Raw genomic sequence first — 22659 nt, 5'->3', positions numbered from 1 at the left:
CCGGTGAGGTGCGCGATGCGTTACACGACCCTGATCGTTCCCGGTTTTCACGGCAGCGGGCCGGACCACTGGCAGAGCTGGGTCGAGCGCCAGCTGCCGGACGCCCGACGCGTGGCCGGCATCGACTGGGAGGCGCCCGTCCTCGCGCGTTGGGCGGCGGAAGTCAGGCGCGAGATCGATGCGGCGGGCGGTGCGGTCTGGCTCGTCGCGCACAGTTTCGGCTGCCTCGCGAGCGTGGTCGCGGCAGCCGACCGGCCAGAGAAAGTCGCGGGCGCGCTGCTCGTCGCGCCGGCGGATCCGGCGCGGTTCGGGCCGTTCGGACTAGCCGGCGGCGAGGCGCCGGCCGGCAAGGATGTCGCGGGCTGTCTTCCCGAGAGAGCCCTCGGCTTTCCGTGCGCCGTCGTCGCGAGCACCGACGACCCGTGGGCGAAATTTACCGTCGCCGCGTACTGGGCCGACCGATGGGGCAGCCGCCTGATCAACGCGGGGCGCGCGGGTCACATCAACCCCGACTCGGGCTTCGGCCCGTGGCCGGAAGGGCTCGAACTGCTGCTGAGCATGCGCCGGGCGCACGAGGATCTGCCGCTCGGCGTGATCGGCACGGAGCGCGGGCGACACAAGGGCCGCCAAGGCGCTCTCGCCCGGCTCCGGCACCACACGCGGTCCATCCTCGAATACCGGAACCGGGGCGGTGCGTAGCGCGCGCGACCTGCTGCGCTTTCGCGTCATGCTCATCGCACAAAGGCGCTAATCCTGTTCGCCCACGTGACCGCCTTCGGGCGGTTTTTTTACGGACCTTGCGCTGTGATGCGGCCGATGCTCCGCCATTAAGCGTACGCCGGCGGGTGCGCGACATTCGGGGGCCGGTCGCTGCGCTTGCCCCTTTTCGTTTCACGCGGTCGCTGTTCATCCCTGAAGGGATTCATTCGGTACGCATCTCTTCGAGCAAAAAAATCTCCTTTGCGGAATTCCGGCCGGCGCGCCGAGCGGTCAGAGGAATTCGCGTAAACGACGGCAAGGCGCGCCGTCTATGTCGCTCGCGGCCGCCGGGTCAATTCGCCGATAAAACTCAAGCGCATTGAAGTTTCCAGATTTCTTATAAGGAAATCAGGAATACGTGGTTGGGAATTGAAGCCGGCCTCGTTAGCATTTCCTTCGAGATTTGATTATCGAGTATGAATTGACGATCTGCGAATAGACCAGGAGCCCGAGCATGTCCCTCAAAAGTTTTTCCCGATTTATTGCGGCCCTTGCGCTGTTGAGCGCCGGTTCGGTTGTTCATGCCGAAAAAGCCGAATTGCGACTTGCGCAGCAATACGGCATCAGCTATCTGCCTTTGATGGTGGTCGAGCACAAACGCTTGATCGAAAAGCACGCCGCCGCGGAAGGGCTCGGTGATATCAGGGTGTGCTGGAGCAAGTTCGCGGGCGGCAATGTGATGAACGATGCGCTGTTGTCCGGCAGCCTCGATTTCGCTGCGGCCGGGGTTGCGCCGGCGACGACCTTGTGGGCGAAGACGAGGGGCACGCCGTCCGAAGTCCGGCTCGTTTCGGCGACGGGTTCGATGCCGATGTTGCTCAATACGCGCAATCCGGATGTGCATTCGATCAAGGATTTCACGGAGAAGGACAGGATCGCGCTGCCGGCCGTGAAGGTGTCGATTCAGGCGGTGACGCTGCAAATGGCGGCCGAGAAGCTTTATGGCGAAGGCAATCACAACAAGCTCGATGCGAATACGGTCACGCTCGCGCATCCGGATGCGCAGGCCGCGCTGCTTTCGGGCAGGGGCGAGATTTCCGCGCATTTCACGACGCCGCCGTTCCAGTATCAGCAATTGGAAAATCGCGACATCCGCACGGTGCTCAATTCTTACGACGTGCTCGGCGGATCGACGACGTTGAACGTCGTCTACACGACCGCGAAATTCCGCGACGAGAATCCTAAGACGTACAAAGCGTTTCTGGCTGCCCTGGAGGAGGCGATTGCCTTCATTAATAGCGACAAGAAAGCCGCGGCGGAATTCTATCTCCGGTATTCGAAGGACAAGGACACGGTGGAAGACATTCTGGCGATTCTCGATGATCCCCAGGTCGAATTCACGCGAACGCCGAAGAACATCACGCGCTACGCCGATTTCATGTTCCGGATCGGCAGCATCAAGCAAAAGCCCACGAGCTGGAAAGACCTGTTCTTTGCCGACATCCATCACCTTGCGGGAAGCTGATGATGAGCGACCACCTGCTTGAAGTCCGCAATGTGACGCTGCAATACAAGACCGACGAACGCCTCGTCGTCGCGACGCAGCGAGTGAGTTTTCAAGTGCGCGCAGGCGAGCGTTTTGTTCTCCTCGGTCCGTCGGGTTGCGGCAAGTCGACCTTGCTCAAGGCCGTGGCGGGCTACGTCGCGCCGGTCGAGGGCGAGATCCGGCTCAATGGTCGTCGCATAGACGAGCCGGGCTCGGACCGGGTCATGGTGTTCCAGGAGTTCGATCAGCTCCTGCCGTGGAAGACGGTGAAGGAGAACGTGAGCTTCGCGCTGACGACGAGCGGCACGCTCGCGGGCAAGGCTGCCGAGGAGCGGGCGCTGCATTACATCGCGAAAGTGGGGCTCGCCCAGTTCGCCGACAGCTATCCACACACGCTTTCGGGCGGCATGAAGCAGCGCGTCGCGATTGCGCGCGGCATGGCGATGGAGCCGGCGATCCTGCTGATGGACGAGCCCTTCGCCGCGCTCGATGCGCTGACGCGACAGCAGATGCAGGACGAGCTGTTGCGTCTGTGGGACGACGCGCGCTTCACGGTCCTGTTCGTCACGCACTCGATTCCCGAGGCGGTCAAGCTCGGCAACAGGATCCTGCTGCTGTCCGCGCATCCCGGACGGGTACGGGATCTCGTTGCGAGCGATGGCGGCGACCGGATTGACGGCGCGGGCGAGCGGCTGTCCGAGCGCATCCATCGTCAGCTTTTCGAACCTTCCGTCGAGCGCGAGGAGGCCTTGAATGTCGGTTAAGGAAGCCGTAGTCCCGCTGGCTTTGCGCCAGTCCTTGTCTTGCCCCGAACAGGTCGAACGACCGCTCGGTCTCGGCGAAAAGCTCTACAACATTCCGGCGCTGCGAAAGCTGCTGCTGCTCGCGGCGGTCGCGGCGGTGTGGCAGGTGTATGCCGCGAACGTCGGCAACCCGCTGCTGTTTCCGGGTTTTTCGGCGACGCTGCAAGCGTGGTGGGACGGGCTCACCTCCGGCGTGCTCGTAATGCGGGCGGCATTCTCGCTGAAGATCCTGCTCGTCGGCTACGCGGCCGGCATCGTGCTCGCGGCGCTGCTGAGCGGGTTCGCGGCCGGATCGCGCCTCGGCGGCGACCTGCTGGAGACGCTGACGGCGATGTTCAGTCCGCTGCCGGCGATCGCATTGCTGCCGCTCGCGCTGCTGTGGTTCGGGCTCGGCGACGGCAGCCTCGTCTTCGTGCTCGTGCATTCGGTGGTGTGGCCGGTCTCGCTGTCGATGCATTCGGGCTTCAAGGCGGTGTCGCCGACCTTGCGAATGGTCGGGCGTAATTACGGCCTGTCCGGGCCGGGGTACGTAATCCGGATCCTCGTCCCCGCGGCGTTTCCGTCGGTGCTCTCCGGGCTGAAGAACGGCTGGGCTTTCGCGTGGCGCACGCTGATCGCCGCCGAACTCGTCTTCGGCGTCAGCTCGGGGTCCGGCGGTCTCGGCTGGTTCATCTACGAAAAGAAGAATCAGCTGGAGATTCCGTCGGTCTTCGCCGGGTTGCTGACCGTGATCCTGATCGGCCTTGCGGTCGAGAACCTGGTGTTCCGAACCATCGAGTCCCGCACCGTCCGCCGCTGGGGCATGCAGGGCTGAGGCGATTGCAACGCAGTTTGCGAATCCGAAAAGGATCGCGCATTTCACAAGGGGAGAAACCGATGAGCTTTTATCGCGACTACAACGACAAGCTGGCGTTCGAGCGGTGGAATACGCGCGAACGGGCCGCTTACGAAACCATCAAGGTCACGTCGATTTCGCCGGCGCTCGGTGCAGAGGTCGAGGGCGTCGACCTCCGCCACGAATTGACCTCCCGGCAACTCGACGAAATCCGGCGGGCCAGCGCGGAATACCTCGTGCTCGTGTTCCGCGATCAGGCGATCACGACCGCGGATCACAAGCGTTTCGCGCACCATTTCGGTGAGTTGCACCGCCACTTCCGTGCAGTCCGGCAAGCTGCGGAAGCCGACCCGGAAGTGCTGTCGTGGAAAACCACCGCGGGGAGCCGATTCACTGCCGGTGAAGCCTGGCACAACGACGTTTCCTGCGAGGCTGCGCCGATCTCCGGCTCGCTGCTGCACGTGACGCGATTGCCGGAAAACGGGGGCGGCGACACCGCATTCGCCAACATGTATCTCGCTTACGAGTCGCTTTCCGATCCGTTGAAGCAGCTGCTCGACGGGCTGACGGCCGTGCATTCCGGTCAGGAGGGCTGGACCAACGGCTACGGCGATGAACCGGATCCCGGCGGCAAGTTCGCTTCCTCGGAACATCCGGTCGTCGTCCGCCACCCCGTCACGGGGCGCAAGTTCCTCTTCATCAACAGCGCTTTCACGTCGCATATCGTCCAAGTGACGCGGTCCGAAAGCGATGCGCTGCTGCAACTGCTCTACCGCCATATCGAGCGCAATCTGTCTTTCCAGGTGCGCGTCAGATGGACGCCCGATGCGCTCGTCTTCTGGGACAACTGGGCCGTGCAGCATCAGGCCGTCTGGGACTACTACCCCTTCGAGCGGTGGGGCGAACGCGTGTCGGTCGTCGGCGGGCACACGCCGGTGGCCGCCTGATATCGCGTGCAGCTTTTCGTCGGACCTCCGGCGCCTCCGGGCGCCGGGTTTCTTCGTCGGCCGTCGTCGACGCTCATGTCCCTCATTTCACCCCGAGACTTCCCATGATCATTTTCGTCACCGGCGCCTCCGCGGGCTTTGGCGCTGCCATCGCCCGTGCGTTCGCACGTCACGGACATCGCGTCGTCGCCGCGGCGCGGCGAACCGCGCGGCTTCACGCGCTCGCAGATGAGCTCGGCGATCTGCTGTTTCCGCTCGAACTCGACGTGCGCGACCGCGCCCGCGTCGAAGCCCTGCCGGCGTTGCTGCCGGCCGAGTTCAAGGAAGTGGATGTGCTCGTAAACAACGCCGGCCTCGCGCTCGGGATCGACCCCGCGCACCGGGCATCGCTGGATGACTGGGAGACGATGATCGACACGAACTGCCGCGGACTGGTGCAGCTTACCCGCGCGTTTCTGCCGGGGATGGTCGATCGCGGACGTGGCCACATCGTCAATCTCGGCTCGACGGCCGGGCGCTGGCCGTATCCCGGCGCGAACGTGTACGGGGCGACCAAGGCCTTCGTGCGTCAGTTCAGCCTGAACCTGCGCGCCGACCTGGCGGGGACGCCGGTTCGCGTCACCGACGTCGAACCGGGGCTGTGCGGCGGAACGGAGTTCTCCAACGTGCGCTTCCACGGCGACGACGACCGGGCCGCGCAGGTGTATCGGGACGTGCAACCGCTCGCAGCCGAGGATGTCGCTGAGACGGTTCACTGGGTCGCGACCCGCCCGTCCCACGTCAACATCAACACCATCGAACTGATGCCGGTTGCGCAGTCCTTTGCCGGCCTTTCGGTGCACCGCGGCTAGAAGCCGTTTTTCAGCGCCGGCTGCGGGTTCGTTCGGGTGGATCGCGCCGCTTGCGGCCACCCAGCGGGGGCGCGGCTATTCGACGGTGTTCGAGCCCGGCACCCGCCTTGCGCGGCGGGCGGGAATTCCGAAGGCGAATCCCTGGGCGAGCACGCCGTCCGGCAGGCGTTCCGGCGCCGCTTCGACGCGGGTGACGACGACTTGTGCAGCGCCGGTGGTGTCCAGCAAGGGCTCGATCGACGCCATCCCGCCGCTGCCGAGGTCGATGTTTGCCGCGTCGATCTTGATGAAGTGGGCAGGAACGCCTGGCGCCAGGCGCCGCCAGCACCCGGGGGCGGCGACGTTGACTGCGACGCGGAAACCGTTGTGCCGGTAGTTGCGGAGCACGAACGACAGCAGGTCGGGCTGGCTGCCGGCGGCGAGCGGCGTTTCGATGACGACGCGGTCGGGGGGCAAGCCGAGCGCGTCGACCACCCGGCGGAAAGCGGCGCCGTGGTCCTCTGCGATCGCCGCGAGAAGCCGGCCATGCACGTTCAGGAACAGCAGCCCGTCGTCGCCGCCGGCAAGGAAGTTCAGCGCGTGCACGCTGCGCGCGAGCCGGTCGAGCGCCACGAGACGGTCGTCGTCGGCGTTCGCCGAGAACAGTTGCCACGGCGAAAGCTCCAGCCGGCCGCGGCCGGCGATCCGCAGGAAGGCTTCATGGCCGACGGTCTCGCCGCGGGCCGGGTCGACGATCGGCTGGAAGACGCTCGACAGCTCGCAGCCGAACCAGTCGCCGATGACGCCGCCGTCGGGCGACCGGCGCAAGGGTTTGCCCGCCTGCCGCTGCAAGGGCAGGCGATCGAGGAAGTCCCGTGTGCGGACGGGGGCGGAAAGTGTCGGGAGCGTCATCGGCGTGTCCGGCAGTCGAGGGGATGCGACGGCAGTCGCCGCTCATATCGTCGCCTCAGGGTCGAAACACGCTGAAGCGACGGGCCTGGACGCCGACTGTACGGCGGCGACGGTCGCGACCCAACCAGGAAATTCTGCGAACGATATGCCGCGGACGGCGGAACGCCGCGATCGGGTCGCCGGGCGAGAGGTGGCCGGGCGAGAGGTGGCCGGGCGAGAGGTGGCGGGGCGAGAGGCGGCCGGGCGAGAGGTGGCGGGGCGAGAGGCGGCCGGATCTTTCGAACGGCTCGCCGCGCATCCCCGATTCCGAATTCCTTCGTCCCGGGAGGCGGCGTGCGCATGACGGCCCCGTCGTCCCCGGACGTGCAATGCTTGCGGCGCTTGCGCCCGCCGTTAGCAAAAAATCGAATATGGAAGCCGCTTTTTATTATTTATTCGCGTCACGGACGCTCCCTTACACTCCGGTCCATCTTTCGCGAGCGGAGAATTCGATGCCTGTTGCGTACTTCATCGTCCTGACCGGGCCCGGCCCCACGGACTCGGATCGCCCGTCCGTCCCGGGCAGACTCGCGGCCGCAATGGCAGTCGGAGCGCAGTGATGGCGGCGGCGCGGACCTTGCGCGTGCTGCCGGGTTTCCATCTGACGCTCGGCTACACGCTTGCCTACCTGTCGCTGCTGGTGCTGATTCCGCTCGCGGCGGTGTTCATCAAGAGCGCATCGCTGACGTTCGACGAGTTTTGGGAAGTCGTCACCGCGCCGCGCGTCGTCGCGTCGTACCGCTTGTCGTTCGGCCTGTCGCTCGTTGCCGCAGCGATCAACGCGGTGTTCGGGCTGATGCTCGCGTGGGCGCTGGTGCGCTATTCGTTTCCGGCGAGGCGCTTCGTCGACGCGCTCGTCGATCTGCCGTTCGCGCTGCCGACCGCGGTCGCCGGGATCGCGCTGACTGCGCTTTACGCGAAGAACGGCTGGCTCGGACAGTATCTCGCCGCGTTCGGCATCGAGGTCGCGTTCAAGCCGCTCGGCGTGCTCGTCGCGCTGGTGTTCATCGGGTCGCCGTTCGTCGTGCGCACCGTGCAGCCGATCCTCGAGGATCTCGACACGGAGCTGGAGGAAGCCGCGGCCTGCCTCGGCGCCCACCGCTGGCAGACCTTCCGCCATGTGATCCTGCCGATCCTGCTGCCGGCGCTGCTGACGGGCTTCGCGCTCGCGTTCGCCCGCGCGGTCGGCGAGTACGGATCGGTGATCTTCATCGCCGGCAACATCCCGATGGTCTCGGAGATCACGCCGCTGATGATCATCACGAAGCTCGAGCAATACGACTACGCGGGTGCCACCGCGATCGCGGTCGTGATGTTGCTGGTGTCGTTCGCGCTGTTGCTCGTCATCAACGGGCTGCAGGCGTGGACCGCGAAGCGCACGGGGAGGAGCCGGTGATGGCTGCGGCAACCAGGATGAACGCGGCACCCGACCGTGGCGCGCGCTTCGAATCGCGTGCCGCGACGCGCGAGCCGGCGGCGGTCAGAGGGCTGATCCTCGGCGTTGCGCTGACGTTCTTCGGCGTGTTCCTGCTGCTTCCGCTCGCGGCGGTGTTCGTCGAGGCCTTGCGCAAGGGCTGGGACACGTACGTGAACGCCCTGGTCGCGCCGGATGCGCTGTCGGCGCTTGCTTTGACGCTGACGGCCGCGGCGATCGCGGTGCCGCTGAACCTCGTCTTCGGCGTCATCGCGGCGTGGGCGATCGCGAAGTTCGAGTTTCGCGGCAAGCATCTCCTGATCACGCTCATCGACTTGCCATTTTCGGTGTCGCCGGTGGTCGCGGGCCTGATTTACGTGTTGCTGTTCGGCGCGCAGGGCTGGCTCGGGCCGTGGCTCGCGGGGCACGACGTCAAAGTCATCTTCGCCGTGCCGGGCATCGTGCTCGCGACGGTGTTCGTGACCTTCCCGTTCGTCGCGCGCGAGCTGATCCCGCTGATGGAAGCGCAAGGCAAGGACGAGGAGGAGGCGGCGATCGTGCTCGGCGCGAGCGGCTGGCAGACGTTCTGGCACGTGACGCTGCCGAACGTCAAATGGGGACTGCTGTACGGCGTCATCCTGTGCAACGCGCGCGCGATGGGCGAGTTTGGCGCGGTCAGCGTCGTGTCGGGGCATATCCGCGGCGAGACCAACACGATGCCGCTGCATGTCGAGATCCTCTACAACGAATACCAGTTCGCCGCGGCCTTCGCGGTTGCGTCCCTGCTCGCGATGCTCGCGCTCGTGACGCTCGGCATCAAGACATGGGTCGAGCAGCGGGCGGCGGGCGTGGCGGTCCGCATGCCGATGGACGCGGCCGGGCGCCTCGTACAACCTCCAAACTTGCAAGCACAAGGCAGCGCATCATGAGCATCGAGGTCAGGAATATCCGCAGGGCATTCGGCGGCTTCGTCGCGCTCGACGACGTCTCGCTCGACTTTCCCACCGGCAAGCTCGTCGCGCTGCTCGGGCCGTCGGGCTGCGGCAAGACGACGCTGCTGCGCATCATCGCCGGACTCGAGCAAGCCGACGGCGGGCAGGTGCTGCTCGACGGTGAAGACGCGTCAGCGATGCACGTGCGCGAACGACAGGTCGGGTTCGTGTTCCAGCACTACGCGCTGTTCCGCCACATGAGCGTGTTCGACAACGTCGCGTTCGGCATGCGCATGAAGCCACGCGGCAGACGGCCGTCCGAGCGGGCAATCCGCGACAAGGTGCACGAACTGCTGCGCCTCGTGCAGCTCGACTGGCTCGCCGAGCGCTTCCCGTCGCAGCTGTCCGGCGGCCAGCGACAGCGCATCGCGCTCGCACGCGCGCTGGCGGTCGAGCCCCGCGTGCTGCTGCTCGACGAGCCGTTCGGCGCGCTCGACGCGAAGGTCCGCAAGGAGCTGCGCCGGTGGCTGCGCGCGCTGCACGACGAGCTCGACGTGACGTCGATCTTCGTCACCCACGATCAGGAGGAGGCGCTCGAAGTCGCCGACACGGTCGTGCTGATGGATCGCGGGCGGGTCGAGCAGGTCGGCACGCCGGAAGAGGTGTATCGTCATCCGGCGACGCCGTTCGTCTACGGCTTTCTCGGTTCGGTGAATCTGTTCCACGGCCGCGTCGACGGCGAGCGCGGGGACACCGTGCGCGTCGGTGACGACGTGCTGGTGCACGAGCCCGGCGGGCTCGGCCGCGGCGCGGAGGTCGTCGCGTTCGCGCGGCCGCACGAGCTCGACATCCTCCCCGACGCGCAGGCGGAGCGGGGCATCGCCGCGCGCGTCAGCCGCATCCTCGCGTTCGGTGTCAGCGCGCGGATCGAGCTCGAAGGCCGCAACGGCGCGACCGGCCAGCATTTCGAGGTCGAGGCGACGCGCGAGCGCGTGGCGGAGCTCGACCTTGCCGAAGGCCAGCCGGTACGGCTCCTGCCCTCCCGGCTCAAAGTATTCGAGCGCAATCGCGCGACAGGGACGGCGACATGAACTTCCAGCAATTGCGCATCGTGCGCGAAACGGTGCGGCGAAATTTCAACCTGACGGAAGTCGGCAACGCGCTGTTCACGTCGCAGTCGGGCGTGTCGAAGCACATCAAGGATCTCGAGGACGAGCTCGGTGTCGAGCTCTTCGTGCGCAAGGGCAAGCGGCTGCTCGGGCTGACCGAGCCGGGCAAGGAGCTCGTCGTGATGGTCGAGCGGATGCTGCGCGACGCGGGTAACATCAAGCAGCTGGCGCAGCAGTACAGCAACCGCGACGAGGGCAGGCTGACGGTGGCGACGACGCACACGCAGGCGCGCTACGCGCTGCCGCGCGTCGTCGCGGCGTTCAAGCAGGCCTATCCGAAAGTGCATCTGAAGCTGCACCAGGGCAGCCCGAACGAGATCGTGCAGATGCTGCTCGACGGCGAGGCCGACATCGGCGTCGCGACCGAGGCGCTCGCCGACGTCGCGGAGCTGGCGTCGTTTCCGTATTACTCGTGGCACCACGCGGTGCTGGTTCCGGCGGGCCATCTGCTCGAGGACGTGCGGCCGCTGACGCTCGACGCGATCGCCGCGCATCCGGTGATCACCTATCACGAAGGTTTTACCGGCCGCGCGCGCATCGACAAGGCGTTCGCCGACGCCGGGCTCGCGCCCGACATCGTGATGTCCGCCCTCGATGCGGACGTGATCAAGGCCTACGTCGAGCTCGGGCTCGGCGTCGGAATCGTCGCGAGCATCGCTTACCAGCCGGGGCGCGATGCCGGCGTGCGGCAGCTGGAAACCTCGCATCTGTTTCCGGAGAACACGACGCGCATCGCCGTCCGCCGTGGTCATTACCTGCGCGGTTTCGCGTATCGCTTCATCGAGATGTGCGCGCCGGCGCTGAGCGAGGCGCACGTATTGCGGGCGGTCGGCGTCGGTCCCAACGGGGTCGAATCGACCTAGAACGGTCGCCCGACGCGCCGTCGCGGTGAGCGGTCGCCGCTCGCGTCGGCGGGTCGGCGAGAATGCGCGCAAGATCCGGCTCGAACGACAGAAGCCGCCGCCGCCCCTCGGTGCGCCTTACGCCTCGACTCTCGTGCTCCTGTTCCGCGAGGACATGCGGAAGGGATCACGCATCGAACCAGAGTCCAATCACGGGAAGCTCGCGGAAGTATTACTATCGGCCTATCTTTGAACGGATCGCCGGGCGCTCGGGCTCGATGCGTTTCCGTCCAGGCCGAGCCTCGAAGAGAAAGGGATGCCGCCGCGGCGCCCGATCGATCGAGGGCCGCCCGCCGCGCTGCCTGCTTGCGGGAATTTCCACGATGATCATCGATTGAGGCTGGATGCGAGGACAAGAACGTCCCGATGTCGGGCGCGGGCGAGCGCGTGAAATCCGGAGACCGTGCGAATGAGATCCGCATGGCGCTGGATCTGTGCCGTGCTCGTGGTCATCGTGCTGATCGATGTCCAGCTGTATCACCTCGTGGCCGAGGCGAGGCGCGAGGTGATTGCGCAGGCCGAGTCGCTTTTGCAGCGCTCGAGCCGCATCGTGCTCGCGCGTGCCGATCAGCTGGTCGACACCTATGACCGCACGCTCTCGGGCGTAGGCGAGGCGATCGGGTTGCGGCGGGGGTTTCGCGGCGAGGAGCCGGAACTCGAGCGCCTGCTGAAGCGGCGCCATGCGGTCACGCCGGGCCTGCATTGGATACTCGTCGCGCGCGAAAACGGCGACCTCGCTGCGAGTACCGTGGCCCTGCCGGCGTCCCGGCACAACTTCACCGATCGCTGGTATTTCCGCGTGCATCTCGAACAGCGGGAAAACCCGCTGTATCTCGGTCCGCGTCTCGTCGGCGTCGCGACCCGACTGCCGTTCATCCCGATCAGCCGGCGTGTGGAAGACGAGGACAAGCGCTTCCTCGGCGTCGTCGCCGGGGCGATCGACCCGGTCAGCCTCACGCATCTGCTCGTCGACCAGCGTCTGCCCGACGGCTACACGCTGCGGCTTTTCCTGCACACCGGCGACCTGCTCGCCTGCCTGCCGGAGAGCAACGACTGCCACGAGCGCGACTGGCCGAAGACCGAGCTTTTCAAGTCGCTCCTCGCCGCCGCGCCGCGGGGAAACTTCCGCAGCGGCAAATTCTTCGGCGACGAGCCGGGCGCCGGCGCGTACGCGAGTTCCGCCCGCTTTCCGATCGTCGTCGTCGCGACGGTCGATGAGCGCAGCGTCCTTGCCCCGTGGCGGCATAGCGTCGCGGAGTACGTCGCGATCGGGGTCAGCAGCAACCTCGCGCTGGTGCTGGTCGCGGTGTTCGCGTTCGGCCAGACGCGGCGGCGCCGGCAAGCGATGCAGGCGCTCGCGGATGCGAACGCGACCCTCGAGCAACGGGTCGCGACGCGCACCGATGAGTTGCGCGTCAGCGAGGCTCGCGCGCGCCTCTTCATGAACACAGCGACCGATGCGGTGATCGTGTTCGACGACGCCGGCCGCATCGTCGAGTTCAACGAGGCGGCCGAGCGCATGTTCGGTTACCGCGCGGCCGAAGCGCGGACGATGACGCTCGACGCGCTGCTGCCGAATTACAGCACGCTCGCCGCCGAGCGTGGGCCGGCCGACGGCGACGCGGCGGCACCCGAGCTGGTCGGCCGCACGCGGGACGGTCACGAGTTCTTCGTCGAGATCACGGTCGGGCGAACGGCGGACGCGCTGGCAGGGCTGCATGTCGGCATCGTCCGAGACATTTCCGGACGCCGCGCGATCGAGCGCGAACTGCATCGTCTGGCGACGCGCGACGCGCTAACCGGGACGCTGAACCGCGGCGCGTGGACGTCGAAGGCGAAGCAGCTGACCGCGATCGCGCGCCGTTATCGGCGGCCGCTGACGCTGATGGTGCTCGACGCCGATCGCTTCAAGAACATCAACGACACGTACGGGCATCCGGCCGGCGACGCGGTGCTGCGCGCGCTCGCGCAAGTGCTGGAGCGCGGCGTGCGCGCGGCGGACGTGATCGGCCGGCTCGGCGGCGAGGAGTTCGGCATCGTGATGCCGGAAACCGACCTCAAGGCCGCGTGCGAACTCGGCAAGCGGCTGCTCGACAGCATTCGCGAATGCCGCGTGCAGGACGGCCGACACAGCCTGTCCTTCACGGTCAGCATCGGCGTGACGAGCTTCGATCCCGACAGCGACGACGACCTGATGGCGGTCTACCGGCGCGCCGACCGGGCGCTGTACGAGGCCAAGCAGGGCGGCCGCGACCGCATCGTCTGCCAGCAGAAGGCGGACGCCTGACGCGGTCAGGTCAGCGTGCCGACCCGCAGGGTAGCGTGTGCCGCGACGCCGACGGCGCGTCGCGGGCGATGACGGCAAGCCGTCATTCGAGGCAGCACGCCGTCTCCTTCGGTGTTTCGCAGCCGCAGCCGGCGTGCCGCGCGATGTGGCGATGCAGCGACTGGAAGCGCGCCTGGACGCTCTCGCCGAACAGCGGGTCGGGGTTCAGGTGGATCGCGGACGCGACCATGAACCAGTCGGCTTTCGTCAGGAAGATCGCCAGCCGCGGGAAGATCTCGCGCTCCTCCTGATCGAAGTGCCGCCGCAGGAAGCTCACGTAGTCGCGCACGTCGGTCTCGATCGTCGCGCGCGACATCATCGCGCCGACGGCCGCGGCACTGAGGTCCGCGTGGAGCGCGGCGCCGCTGCGTTCGATCGCTTCGTGCTGCGCGGCAAGGTCGTCGACGATCGGCTGCGCCGACGGATCGCGGTCGAGCAGCATCTTGAACGCGACGTCTTCGCGCGGATGGTGATAGCGGTCCGGGAACTGCGTCATGTAGTAGATGACGTCGTCCATCAGCTCGTAATCGGGCTGGTCGCCATTCGCGAACACCTGCGTCTGGGTTTCCAGGAGATCGAGCAGCTTGCGGTAGTTCGCGTGCTCGGCTTGCCATTTGGCGATATGGGCGGACATGACGGTCTCCAGCGTTCATTCTCGACATCCCGCGCCGTGCGTTCGCGGCGGGGCCGTACTGCGTGATTGCATCGTAGGGACGGCGTCACGGCGTCGAAATGATTTTTGTCATTCGGCGCCGTGCCCGCCGGCCCTAATCTTCTGCTGCGCCGGACCGTCGCCCGCGCGGCGGTCGCCTGAAACCGATGGAGAGAAAACGATGACCTACGTAGTGACCGAAGCCTGCATCAAGTGCAAGCACACCGATTGCGTCGATGTCTGCCCGACCGACGCGTTCCGCGAGGGGCCGAACTTCCTCGTCATCGACCCCGAGGAGTGCATCGACTGCACGCTGTGCGTCGCCGAGTGTCCGGTCGATGCGATCTACGCCGACGACGACGTGCCCGACGACCAGCGCCAGTTCATCGCGCTGAACGAGACCCTCGCGAAAGAGTGGAAGCCGATCGTCGAAGTGAAGCCGGCGCCCGAGGACGCGGGTGTCTGGGCGAAGGTGAAGGACAAGCTGAAGTTTCTGGAGCGATAGCGCGCTGCGGCGGTCGCCGTTCGCCCCGAGCTTGTCGAAGGGCGGTCGCAAGCCTTCGACCGGCACGTCGCAAGCGAATGCGGAGGGATCAGCGCGATCGGCGCCGCGCGGCGCTAGTCCGCGTGCCCCGGCGTTTCGAGGATGCGCTGCAGCATGTCGGCGCGCCGGATCTCGAAGCCTTCGTGCCGTGTCGTCAGCCAGCCGGCCTTCTGCCAGCGGCTGAGGATGCGGATCACGGTTTCGGCGCGTGCGCTGACGAGCTCGGCGATTTCCTCGCGGTTCAGGTTCACGCCGACCGCGATCGCGTCGCCGCCGGCCGGATGGCCGAAGCGTTCGATCAGGTAGGAGATCAGCGCGGCGAGGCGACGCGGCACCGTGCCCGCGCTGACGATGTCGATCTTCGCGCGCAGTGCCGCGGTGTGCTGAAGCAGCGCGCGATTGACCGCGAGGCCGATCGCGACCGAGCCGAGCAGCGCCGCGTCGAGCGCGTCGGCGCGCAGCCACAGCACCTCGACCTGCCCGCCGATCGCGAGCGCGTCGGCGGGGAAGATGCCGTGCTCGAGTGCGGCCGACAGGCCGATCGCTTCGCCCGCGCGGAACAGCCCGACGACGATGCCATCGCCGGTCAGCGTCATCTGGCGGATCTGCACGACGCCCGTCGCGATCACCGCGAAATGGGCGGCGCGCTCGCCGGCGAACCACAGCGGCTCGCCCGATGCGAAGCGCCGCAGCCGGGCGCCGCGCGCGACGCGTTCCAGGTCGGCCGCGTCGAGCTCCGCGAATAGCGGCTGCGCGGCGAGGCGCTCGAGCAGCGCGTCCTCTTCCAGTTGACGGGTCGATTCGGTGCGCCGGTTCGCGCCCGGCACGGTGTCGGTGCTTCCTGTCGGCTTTCCCGCCACTTCGGCGCCCTGCCGCCCCGCGCGCTAGGCGGAGTCGCGCACGAGCGCCAGGCGGATCTGCTCGATCGCGTGCGACGGGCTGAGGTGCTTCGGACAGACTTCGGTGCAGTTCATGATCGTGCGGCAGCGGTACAGCCGATAGACGTCGTCGAGGTAGGCGAGCCGGTCGCGCGTCGCTCGGTCGCGGGTGTCGGAGATGAAGCGGTAGGCCTGCAGCAGGCCGGCGGGGCCGATAAACTTGTCGGGGTTCCACCAGTACGACGGGCAGAACGCGCTGCAGCACGCGCACAGGATGCATTCGTACAGGCCGTTCAAGCGCTCGCGCTCTTCGGGCGACTGCAGCCGCTCACGCTCGGGCGGCGTCTCGTCGTTGATCAGGTAGGGGCGGATCGAGTGGTAGTGCGCGAAGAACTGCGTCATGTCGACGACGAGGTCGCGGATCACCGGGAAGCCCGGCAGCGGCCGCAGCACGATCGGCTCCTTGAGTTCGGAGAGCGACTTCAGGCACGCGAGTCCGTTGCGGCCGTTGATGTTCATCGCGTCCGAGCCGCACACGCCCTCGCGGCACGAGCGCCGGAACGACAGCGTGTCGTCGAGATTCTTCAGCCGCATCAGCACGTCGAGCAGCTTCTTGTCGCTGTGCTCGAGCGCGATGTCGTAGTCCTGCATCCTCGGCTGGTCGTCGGTTTCCGGGTTGAAGCGGTAGATCGAGATGCGCATGTCGTCCTCCGCGCCGGTCAGCCGGCGATCGTCATATGGGCCGCGAGCGTCAGCACGACCCGGATCATGATCCCGATCAGCAGCACCGCGACGAGTGACAGCAGCGGCAGGCGCACCCACAGCGGCTTGACGTAATCGAGCACGATGTCGCGCAGGCCGATCCAGCCATGCAGGCACAGCGCGCCGAACAGCACCGCGATCAGCACCGAGCCGTGCGGGCTGGTCACGAGCGCGAACCAGCGGTCGTAAGTCATCGGCGGGCCGACGACGAGCATCGCCGCGCCGGTCGCGACGAACAGCAGCAGCACGACCGCGGTGACCCGCTGCAGCATCCACGCACGCTGGCCGAGGAAGAGTCTCATGACAGCGCTCCGGTGAGCGCCGCGACGAGCGCGATCAGCAGCGCCGCGACGATGACGGACCACGCGCTCGTGCGCGCCAGTTCGAGCCGGCTGCCGATGCCGATGTCCATCAGCAGGTGGCGCACGCCGGCGAGCACGTGGTGCGCCGCCGCCCAGACGACGATCACGAGCAGCAGCGTCGTCAGCGGGCCGGACAGGTTGTCGCGCATCGCGTCGAAGTCCTCCGCGCTGCCGAGCGACTCGTCGAGCCCCATCGCGAGCAGCGGCAGCAGGAGCAGCAGCACGACGCCGGAGACGCGGTGCCCGATCGATGTGATCGCGCCGATCGGAAAACGGATCTGGAAGAGGTTCAGGAACTTCGGTGCGACTTCGGGTTGCGCTCGCATGCGGGCCTCCGTCTGTGAGGGAATCCTCCCGTTGCCGCGGCCATTCCGCGGCGTCCCCGATGAGGCGGGCGACAGAGGCGGGTGCTGCGGCGAAACCGAATGAACGCCGGGTCGATCGATGTCCGCGAGTTCGGCGCGCGGCCGGCAGCCGCGCGGCCGGCTCGTCCGTCGACCCGCAGGAAAGACGCTCACTCATGCGTGATAGTTCCCGTTGCCTTGCATGTCCATGTGGCAGTGGCCGTCCCCGACCCGGCGAGGGGGCGTGAAGGTGCCGCGTCTGCACCGGGCGGACAAGTCGCGAGCGCAGCAACTCGACTTCGACGAGTCGGGCGACTAGGTTTATTGACGCGGCAAGCGGATATGCTTCGCGCCGAGCGTGCCGCTTGCACGCGGGCTTTCGGCTTCGCTCGAGACAGGCCCGTCGAAACCGCGCGTTGCCCTTCGACGGGCGCAGGGCGAGCGTTCGTGTCGGATTGCTGGTGCGGGGGTGTGGGATTTGCTCGTTCGAGGCTCACGGGACTGCCGGTTCAAGGCGGCAGTCGAGCCGTTCGATATACGTTGACCGCAGCGGTCCGCGGCCGCCGTTCATCCAGGAGCCACGCATGCTGTCCCCCGATTCCGCGACGCAAACCGTCGTCGGCATTCGCCCCGAGCGCGAAGTCATGACGCGTCAGCGTCTGCCGTACTTCACCGGCATCTCCGCGCACACCGCCGGAAGCCGCGGACTGTCGATGCACCTGGTTGTGATTCCGCCCGGCGGCAGCGCGGCGCCGCACCGGCATCGCGCGTACGAGACCGGCATCTACGTGCTCGAAGGCCGCGTCGAGACGTGCTACGGCGAAGGGCTTACCGAGACGATCGTCAGCGAGGCCGGCGACTTCCTGTTCATCCCGCCCGACGTGCCGCACCAGGCGCGCAATCTCAGCGATACGCTGCCAGCCCGCGCGATCGTCGCGCGCAACGACCCGCAGGAACAGGAGAACGTTGTCCCGTACGATGCCGGGGGTGGCGACTGAGCGGAGCCGGGGGCGAACCGAACCTGTGCGTCTTCGCCGGGTCGCATGGGAAGCGGATTGCGGCGCCGCGACCCCTTTCAACGCTCCTGCGCCGCATACGCGGGAGCCTCTGGGTGAGAAGATCATGGCGATGAACACGGAGTACGCGGCGGTCGAGCCGTCGCGCGACGAGGTCGACGCGCTCGAAGGGCCGACGGTCGTCGAGTTCGGTACGGGGTGGTGCGGCCACTGCCGGGCGGCGCAGCCGGCGATCGCGGCAGCTTTCGCGGCGCACCCCGACGTGCGTCACCTCAAGATCGAGGATGGCAGCGGGCGCCGGCTCGGACGTTCGTTCGGCGTCAAGCTGTGGCCGACGCTCGTCTTCATGCGCGACGGCAAGGAGGTCTCGCGCCTCGTTCGGCCAACCGAGCGGAACGCGATCGCGCAGGCGATGGCGGGCATCGACGGCGGGCAGTGAATCGGTTCGGGACGCGGGCGCAAAATCGCCCGCGGCCGTCCGAGCGATGTTTCCCCTGGCCGCCGAAGGGTGCGCGGAACGCCTCGCCGCCGCTGTGTTGCAGTGAGATCCTGGCTTCGCGGCGCTTTCCCGGGCGCGAGGCCGATGCTTCGCCGCGCGCGATCCTTCTCCTTTACGCCGCGCGGCAAGCTTTGCGCGATCCTCGCCGGCACGGCCGATCGTCGCTCCATGCGGACTACTCTTCCGCGCGCGGCGGGCGGCGCGCCGACAGCGCGTGATAAACCGCGGCTGCGGTGACGCCGAACACGACGTGGGCCGCGACCGTGATCGCGTCGCGCGCCGCCGCGAACCACGGAAAGGCGGCCGTGAAGCCGTACATGTTGATGACGAAGAGCGCGACCCCGAACGCCGCCCCCGCGACGATCGAGGCGCCTATGCCGAGCGACCCGAGCCCGGCCGTGAGGACCACTGCGTAAGCGATCGACAGCGCGAAATGCACGACGGTCGAGACGAGCATCACGACCATGTCGAAGCTCGCCGGCGGCGGCAGGACGTCGCGGCCGAGCACGATCGCCGCGGCGAGCCGCGCGTCGCGAAACAGGATGTCCGGAAACGCGTCGGTGAACACCAGCCACAGCGCGACCTGCGCGACGGTCGAGACCACGCCGGCGGCGATGCCCGCGAGCACCCCGGACCGCGCGTCGGGAAGGCGAAACACCGTTCTGCGTTCTACGATACACATGTTGTGTGGGTCTCGCGGCAGCGGTCGGACCGCGTTCGGTGGTTCGACTGCACGCCGCGTCGGGAATTCTGAAGGGGATGGAAGCGGCGCCGAAACGGCGTGCCGCCTCCGCGTGAAACTGGCGGGACACGATGGCTCGCGCCGTCGGACTCACCCGCAGGTGCAGCAGCTTCCCGGTATTTGTTCCCAGGTTTTTCGCGAGTATGTTTCACGCGGCTCCGACGGCCGGAAACAAGAGCCGGCGGGCGGCGAAACCCGCGCCCGCGAGGGCATCGCGGCTCGGTCGGGTGGGAAGTGCGGTCAGGCGCGGATCCGTTCCGACGCCTGTCGGGTGGGCGAGCGTCCGGACTCGGCGGCCCGGCCGTGAATGCGCCCGGGTCGCGCGCATTCGGCCGCACGTTCGGCCGCCCAGGTTCGGCACGGGCGCCGCCGGGGCGCGACGTTTTGAGTGGAGGGGCGCGTTGAAGAATCCTCGAACGGGCGATTGCGCCGCTCCCGCGGCCGGGCCGACATGCAGCCGGCGCTTGGCCGAACTCGAGCGTGAGACCGACTGGACGCGGAGCCCGCTCGGGCCGATGTCAGGCTGGCCGGCCAGCCTGAAGACGTCGGCCGGGCTCGTGCTCGGCTCGTGCTTTCCGATGACGCTGCTGTGGGGCCCGGAGCTCGTCCGCGTCTACAACGACGCCTACCGGCCGTTTCTCGGCGCCGAACATCCGGCGGCGCTGGGGCGGCCGGCGCGCAGCGCGTTGCGCGAACGTTGGGAAGCGTCGCAACCCGTGTTCCGGCAGGTCATGGACGACGGCGAGACGGTTTTCCTGTCGGAGAGGATTTCGGGCGGGCAGGCCGCCGACGACGCGGCGGGCGCCTTCGTGACGATCTGCTACAGCCCGGTGTTCGACGAGAGCGGCGCGATCGGCGGCGTGCTCGTGACGATCGTCGACGACACGCCGCAAGTGTCGGCACGGCGAGCGCTCGAAGCGAGCGAGTCGCGCTATCGGATGCTTTTCGAGTCGATGGACGAAGGATTCTGTCTCGTCGAGATGATCTTCGATGGCGCGGATCGCGCGGTCGATTTCCGCTTCCTCGAAGCCAATCCGGCCTTCGAGACTCGCACCGGGCTGTGGGGCGCGCGCGGGTGCCGGATGCGGGAACTGCTGCCGCAATTCGAAGCCGAGTGGTTCGCGATTTTCGGCGACGTCGCGCTCACCGGACGGTCCGCGCGCTTCCGGCTGCCGTCGGAAAAGCTGGGGCGGTGGTTCGACGTTTATGCGTTTCGCTACGCGGCGTCGGAGCTGCGGCAGGTCGCGCTGCTGCTGAGCGACATCACGCTTCAGGTGGAGGCGGAGGAGGCGCTCGCCGCGGGACACCGGCGTCTGCAGCACCTGTCGGCCGGGCTGGAGCGGCTGTCCCAATCGGAGGGCTGCCGCGCGCTGCAGGACGAAGTGCTGCGCGCCGCGCGGCAGCTCGCGCAGGCAGACGGGGTCAGCGTCGTGCTCGATTTCGGCCAGACGTTCTACTGCGACGGCCGCCTCACCGCGGGCGGTGTGATGTGGAGCGACCGGCCGGACCCGCTGATCCTGGACCTTGCGGAGCGCGCGCTGTCGGACGGACGCGCGCTCTTGATCACCGACATCGCCGGCGACCCCAGCCTGCGCGGGCGCGTCGCAGCGGACGAAGCGAGGCGCAGCATCGTGATGATTCCCGTCGGCGGCACGAAGCTCGCCGGCGCGATCGCGACGTACTGGTTCGCACCGCGCGACCCCGGCCGCGAGGAAATCGACGCGCTCGAAGTGTTCGCCCGTGCGGCCGTCACCGCGCTCGACCGCGAGCTTGCCGCCGACCGCTTGCGCGAGAGCGAGGAGCGCTTTCGCGTGCTCGTCGAGGAAACGGCGCAGGCGGTGTGGGAGACGGACCCGGGCGGGCGCATCGTCGCGGACTCGCCGTCCTGGCGCGCCTACACGGGCCAGAGCTTCGAGGAAATGGCCGGTTTCGGCGCGCTCGACGTCGTCCATTCCGACGACCGCGCGTTCGTCGATGAGCAATGGCGGCAGGCGGTCGCGAGCGGCCGGCCGTGGAGCGGCGAACACCGGATCTGGCGCGCGACCGGGGAGTGCCGGTGGACGAACGTGCGCGCGGCACCGATCCGCGACGCCGAAGGGCGGATCCTCAAGTGGGTCGGCATGAACATCGACATCACCGACCACAAGCGCGCCGAGCAGCGCGTGCGCGAGGCGGCACTGCACGACCCGCTGACCGGGCTGCCGAACCGGCGGCTGATGTTCGAGTACGCGAGCCATCTCCTTGCCGCGGCCGGGCGCAAGCACAGCCAGGGTGCGCTGCTGTTCATCGATCTCGACCGCTTCAAGCCCGTCAACGACTTGTACGGCCATGAGGCCGGCGACTTGCTGTTGCAGGAAGTCGGCAAGCGGCTGGTCGGCTGCGTGCGCCGGGAAGACCTCGTCGGGCGGCTAGGCGGGGACGAGTTCGTGATCCTGCTGCCCTACCTCGAACAGATGCACGACGCGATGAGCATCGCCGAGAACGTCGTGCAGAGCGTGTCCGCGCCGTTCCGCATCCGCAGCAACGACGTCAAGATCTCGCCGTCGATCGGCATCAGCTTCTTCCCGCAACACGGCATGGAAGTCGATGCGCTGGTGCGCACCGCGGACCTCGCGATGTACCACGCGAAGGAGCGCGGCCGCGGCACCTACAGCGTCTACGCGCCGGAACTGGAGCGCCGCGACGACCCGATGTGGTCGGTCGAGGAGAAGCTCAAGCGCGCGCTCGTCAGCGACGGTCTCGTGCTGCATTACCAGCCGGTCGTCGACATGCAGAGCGGACGGCTGAAGGGCGCCGAAGCCCTGCTGCGCCTCGCCGCGGAGGAAGACCGGCGCATCGGACCGGACCTCTTCATCCCCGTCGCCGAGGCCGCCGGCCTGATCGGCGCGGTCGGCGAATGGGTTGCGACGGAAGCGTGCCGGCAGCATCGCGCCTGGCTTGCGGAAGGGCTGCCGCCGGTGCCGATCGCGATCAACGTGTCGCCGCAGCAGTTCCGGCTGCGCCGCTTCGCGCAGCGCCTGTCGGAAATCGTCGAAGCGTCCGGCATCGACCCGAGTTGCCTGCAGCTCGAAGTCACCGAGAGCAGCGTCATGGAGAACGTGCCGGAGGCGATCGACATCCTCAACGCGGTGCGCGAGATGGGCATCAAGGTCGCCCTCGACGACTTCGGCACCGGCTATTCGAGTCTCAGCTACCTCGGCGCGCTGCCGCTCGACAAGCTCAAGATCGACCAGTCCTTCGTGCGCCGCCTCGGCGAAGACCAGACGAGCCGCGCGATCATCGAAGCGATCATCGCGCTCGGCCGCACGCTGCGACTCGAGGTCGTCGGCGAAGGCATCGAGACCGACGAAATCCTGTCGTACCTGCAAGCGCACGGTTGCGACCAGGGGCAGGGCTATTTCTTCGCGCGGCCGATGGCGAACCACGAATTCGCCCGCTGGTATGCGCAGCGGCTGCAAGTGCACTGAGACGCTCGATCGTGCGCCGGGGTGACGGCGCGGCGGGAG

General features: G+C 67.6%; 22 protein-coding genes. 15 read left to right on the top strand and 7 right to left on the bottom strand.

From position 1 onward, the window contains the following. Positions 1 to 15: 15 nt before the first annotated feature. The 6 genes from ROZ37_RS08475 to ydfG all read left to right on the top strand — a co-directional run bounded on the left by ROZ37_RS08475 (position 16) and on the right by ydfG (position 5681). Positions 16 to 699, top strand: coding sequence for an alpha/beta hydrolase (locus ROZ37_RS08475; protein WP_312658865.1), 684 nt, complete (start codon positions 16 to 18; stop codon positions 697 to 699). 514 nt (positions 700 to 1213) lie between these two features. Continuing rightward, a complete protein-coding gene (locus ROZ37_RS08470) occupies positions 1214 to 2224 on the top strand; it encodes an ABC transporter substrate-binding protein (protein ID WP_312658864.1) in 1011 nt (336 codons plus the stop codon). Beyond that, positions 2224 to 3009: an ABC transporter ATP-binding protein gene (locus ROZ37_RS08465; RefSeq protein ID WP_312658863.1), complete on the top strand. Its 786-nt coding sequence runs from the start codon at positions 2224 to 2226 to the stop codon at positions 3007 to 3009. The genes ROZ37_RS08470 and ROZ37_RS08465 overlap by 1 nt, the downstream gene beginning before the upstream one ends. Next, a complete protein-coding gene (locus ROZ37_RS08460; RefSeq protein WP_312658862.1) occupies positions 2999 to 3862 on the top strand; it encodes an ABC transporter permease subunit in 864 nt (287 codons plus the stop codon). Before ROZ37_RS08465 ends, ROZ37_RS08460 begins: the two co-directional genes overlap by 11 nt. A gap of 62 nt (positions 3863 to 3924) precedes the next feature. After that, positions 3925 to 4830 carry a TauD/TfdA family dioxygenase gene (locus tag ROZ37_RS08455; protein WP_312658861.1) on the top strand — a complete coding sequence of 302 codons (906 nt, stop codon included), beginning with the start codon at positions 3925 to 3927 and terminating at the stop codon, positions 4828 to 4830. Positions 4831 to 4934: 104 nt separating this feature from the next. Then, complete coding sequence (gene ydfG, locus ROZ37_RS08450; protein WP_312658860.1) at positions 4935 to 5681, top strand: bifunctional NADP-dependent 3-hydroxy acid dehydrogenase/3-hydroxypropionate dehydrogenase YdfG; 747 nt, start codon at positions 4935 to 4937, stop codon at positions 5679 to 5681. A 75-nt stretch (positions 5682 to 5756) separates the two neighbouring features. On the opposite strand, the gene ROZ37_RS08445 is transcribed toward ydfG, so the two are convergent. Beyond that, entirely contained in the window at positions 5757 to 6572 is an 816-nt protein-coding gene (locus tag ROZ37_RS08445) for an EAL domain-containing protein (RefSeq protein WP_312658859.1), read from the bottom strand. 598 nt (positions 6573 to 7170) lie between these two features. Between ROZ37_RS08445 and cysT the strand changes: the two genes are divergently transcribed. The 5 genes from cysT to ROZ37_RS08420 all read left to right on the top strand — a co-directional run bounded on the left by cysT (position 7171) and on the right by ROZ37_RS08420 (position 13315). Continuing rightward, a complete protein-coding gene (gene cysT, locus ROZ37_RS08440) occupies positions 7171 to 8007 on the top strand; it encodes a sulfate ABC transporter permease subunit CysT (RefSeq protein WP_312658858.1) in 837 nt (278 codons plus the stop codon). Next, the gene (gene cysW / locus ROZ37_RS08435) at positions 8007 to 8954 is read left to right on the top strand and encodes a sulfate ABC transporter permease subunit CysW (RefSeq protein WP_312658857.1); all 948 of its coding nucleotides are present in this window, start codon (positions 8007 to 8009) and stop codon (positions 8952 to 8954) included. Before cysT ends, cysW begins: the two co-directional genes overlap by 1 nt. Next, positions 8951 to 10048, top strand: a complete 1098-nt coding sequence (locus tag ROZ37_RS08430) for a sulfate ABC transporter ATP-binding protein (RefSeq protein WP_312658856.1) — start codon at positions 8951 to 8953, stop codon at positions 10046 to 10048. Before cysW ends, ROZ37_RS08430 begins: the two co-directional genes overlap by 4 nt. After that, complete coding sequence (locus tag ROZ37_RS08425; protein WP_312658854.1) at positions 10045 to 10989, top strand: CysB family HTH-type transcriptional regulator; 945 nt, start codon at positions 10045 to 10047, stop codon at positions 10987 to 10989. Before ROZ37_RS08430 ends, ROZ37_RS08425 begins: the two co-directional genes overlap by 4 nt. 448 nt (positions 10990 to 11437) lie before the next feature. After that, positions 11438 to 13315, top strand: coding sequence for a diguanylate cyclase (locus tag ROZ37_RS08420; RefSeq protein WP_312658853.1), 1878 nt, complete (start codon positions 11438 to 11440; stop codon positions 13313 to 13315). An 82-nt stretch (positions 13316 to 13397) separates the two neighbouring features. Here ROZ37_RS08420 and ROZ37_RS08415 read toward each other — a convergent pair whose 3' ends face one another. After that, positions 13398 to 13988: a hemerythrin domain-containing protein gene (locus ROZ37_RS08415; protein WP_312658852.1), complete on the bottom strand. Its 591-nt coding sequence runs from the start codon at positions 13986 to 13988 to the stop codon at positions 13398 to 13400. A 199-nt stretch (positions 13989 to 14187) separates the two neighbouring features. Between ROZ37_RS08415 and fdxA the strand changes: the two genes are divergently transcribed. Beyond that, entirely contained in the window at positions 14188 to 14511 is a 324-nt protein-coding gene (gene fdxA, locus ROZ37_RS08410; protein WP_312658851.1) for a ferredoxin FdxA, read from the top strand. 113 nt (positions 14512 to 14624) lie between these two features. Here the strand turns inward: fdxA and ROZ37_RS08405 are convergent, their stop codons facing one another. The 4 genes from ROZ37_RS08405 to sdhC are packed head-to-tail and all read right to left on the bottom strand — an operon-like array spanning position 14625 to position 16878. Beyond that, positions 14625 to 15377 (bottom strand): Crp/Fnr family transcriptional regulator, encoded by a 753-nt coding sequence (locus tag ROZ37_RS08405; RefSeq protein WP_312658850.1) that lies wholly within the window; start codon positions 15375 to 15377, stop codon positions 14625 to 14627. Between the two features lie 57 nt (positions 15378 to 15434). Next, positions 15435 to 16130 carry a succinate dehydrogenase iron-sulfur subunit gene (locus tag ROZ37_RS08400; protein WP_312658849.1) on the bottom strand — a complete coding sequence of 232 codons (696 nt, stop codon included), beginning with the start codon at positions 16128 to 16130 and terminating at the stop codon, positions 15435 to 15437. A gap of 17 nt (positions 16131 to 16147) precedes the next feature. After that, on the bottom strand, positions 16148 to 16492 hold the full coding sequence (gene sdhD, locus ROZ37_RS08395; protein ID WP_312658848.1) for a succinate dehydrogenase, hydrophobic membrane anchor protein: 345 nt from the start codon (positions 16490 to 16492) through the stop codon (positions 16148 to 16150). Then, positions 16489 to 16878 carry a succinate dehydrogenase, cytochrome b556 subunit gene (sdhC, locus tag ROZ37_RS08390; protein ID WP_312658847.1) on the bottom strand — a complete coding sequence of 130 codons (390 nt, stop codon included), beginning with the start codon at positions 16876 to 16878 and terminating at the stop codon, positions 16489 to 16491. The genes sdhD and sdhC overlap by 4 nt, the downstream gene beginning before the upstream one ends. A 602-nt stretch (positions 16879 to 17480) precedes the next feature. On the opposite strand from sdhC, the gene ROZ37_RS08385 reads away from it, so the two are divergent. Both ROZ37_RS08385 and ROZ37_RS08380 read left to right on the top strand, forming a co-directional pair. After that, positions 17481 to 17894 (top strand): cupin domain-containing protein, encoded by a 414-nt coding sequence (locus ROZ37_RS08385; protein ID WP_312658845.1) that lies wholly within the window; start codon positions 17481 to 17483, stop codon positions 17892 to 17894. 124 nt (positions 17895 to 18018) lie between these two features. Next, positions 18019 to 18351 carry a thioredoxin family protein gene (locus ROZ37_RS08380; protein ID WP_312658843.1) on the top strand — a complete coding sequence of 111 codons (333 nt, stop codon included), beginning with the start codon at positions 18019 to 18021 and terminating at the stop codon, positions 18349 to 18351. A 235-nt stretch (positions 18352 to 18586) separates the two neighbouring features. On the opposite strand, the gene ROZ37_RS08375 is transcribed toward ROZ37_RS08380, so the two are convergent. Then, the gene (locus ROZ37_RS08375; protein ID WP_312658842.1) at positions 18587 to 19093 is read right to left on the bottom strand and encodes a sodium:proline symporter; all 507 of its coding nucleotides are present in this window, start codon (positions 19091 to 19093) and stop codon (positions 18587 to 18589) included. A 575-nt stretch (positions 19094 to 19668) separates the two neighbouring features. Here ROZ37_RS08375 and ROZ37_RS08370 point away from each other — a divergent pair. Continuing rightward, positions 19669 to 22620 carry an EAL domain-containing protein gene (locus ROZ37_RS08370; RefSeq protein ID WP_312658841.1) on the top strand — a complete coding sequence of 984 codons (2952 nt, stop codon included), beginning with the start codon at positions 19669 to 19671 and terminating at the stop codon, positions 22618 to 22620. Positions 22621 to 22659: the final 39 nt, after the last annotated feature.

This window comes from Aromatoleum sp., assembly GCF_032027225.1.
Classification (GTDB): Bacteria; Pseudomonadota; Gammaproteobacteria; order Burkholderiales; family Rhodocyclaceae; genus Aromatoleum.
The sequence above is the reverse complement of the archived record's forward strand: the minus strand, read 5'-3'. Positions and strand labels throughout refer to the sequence as shown.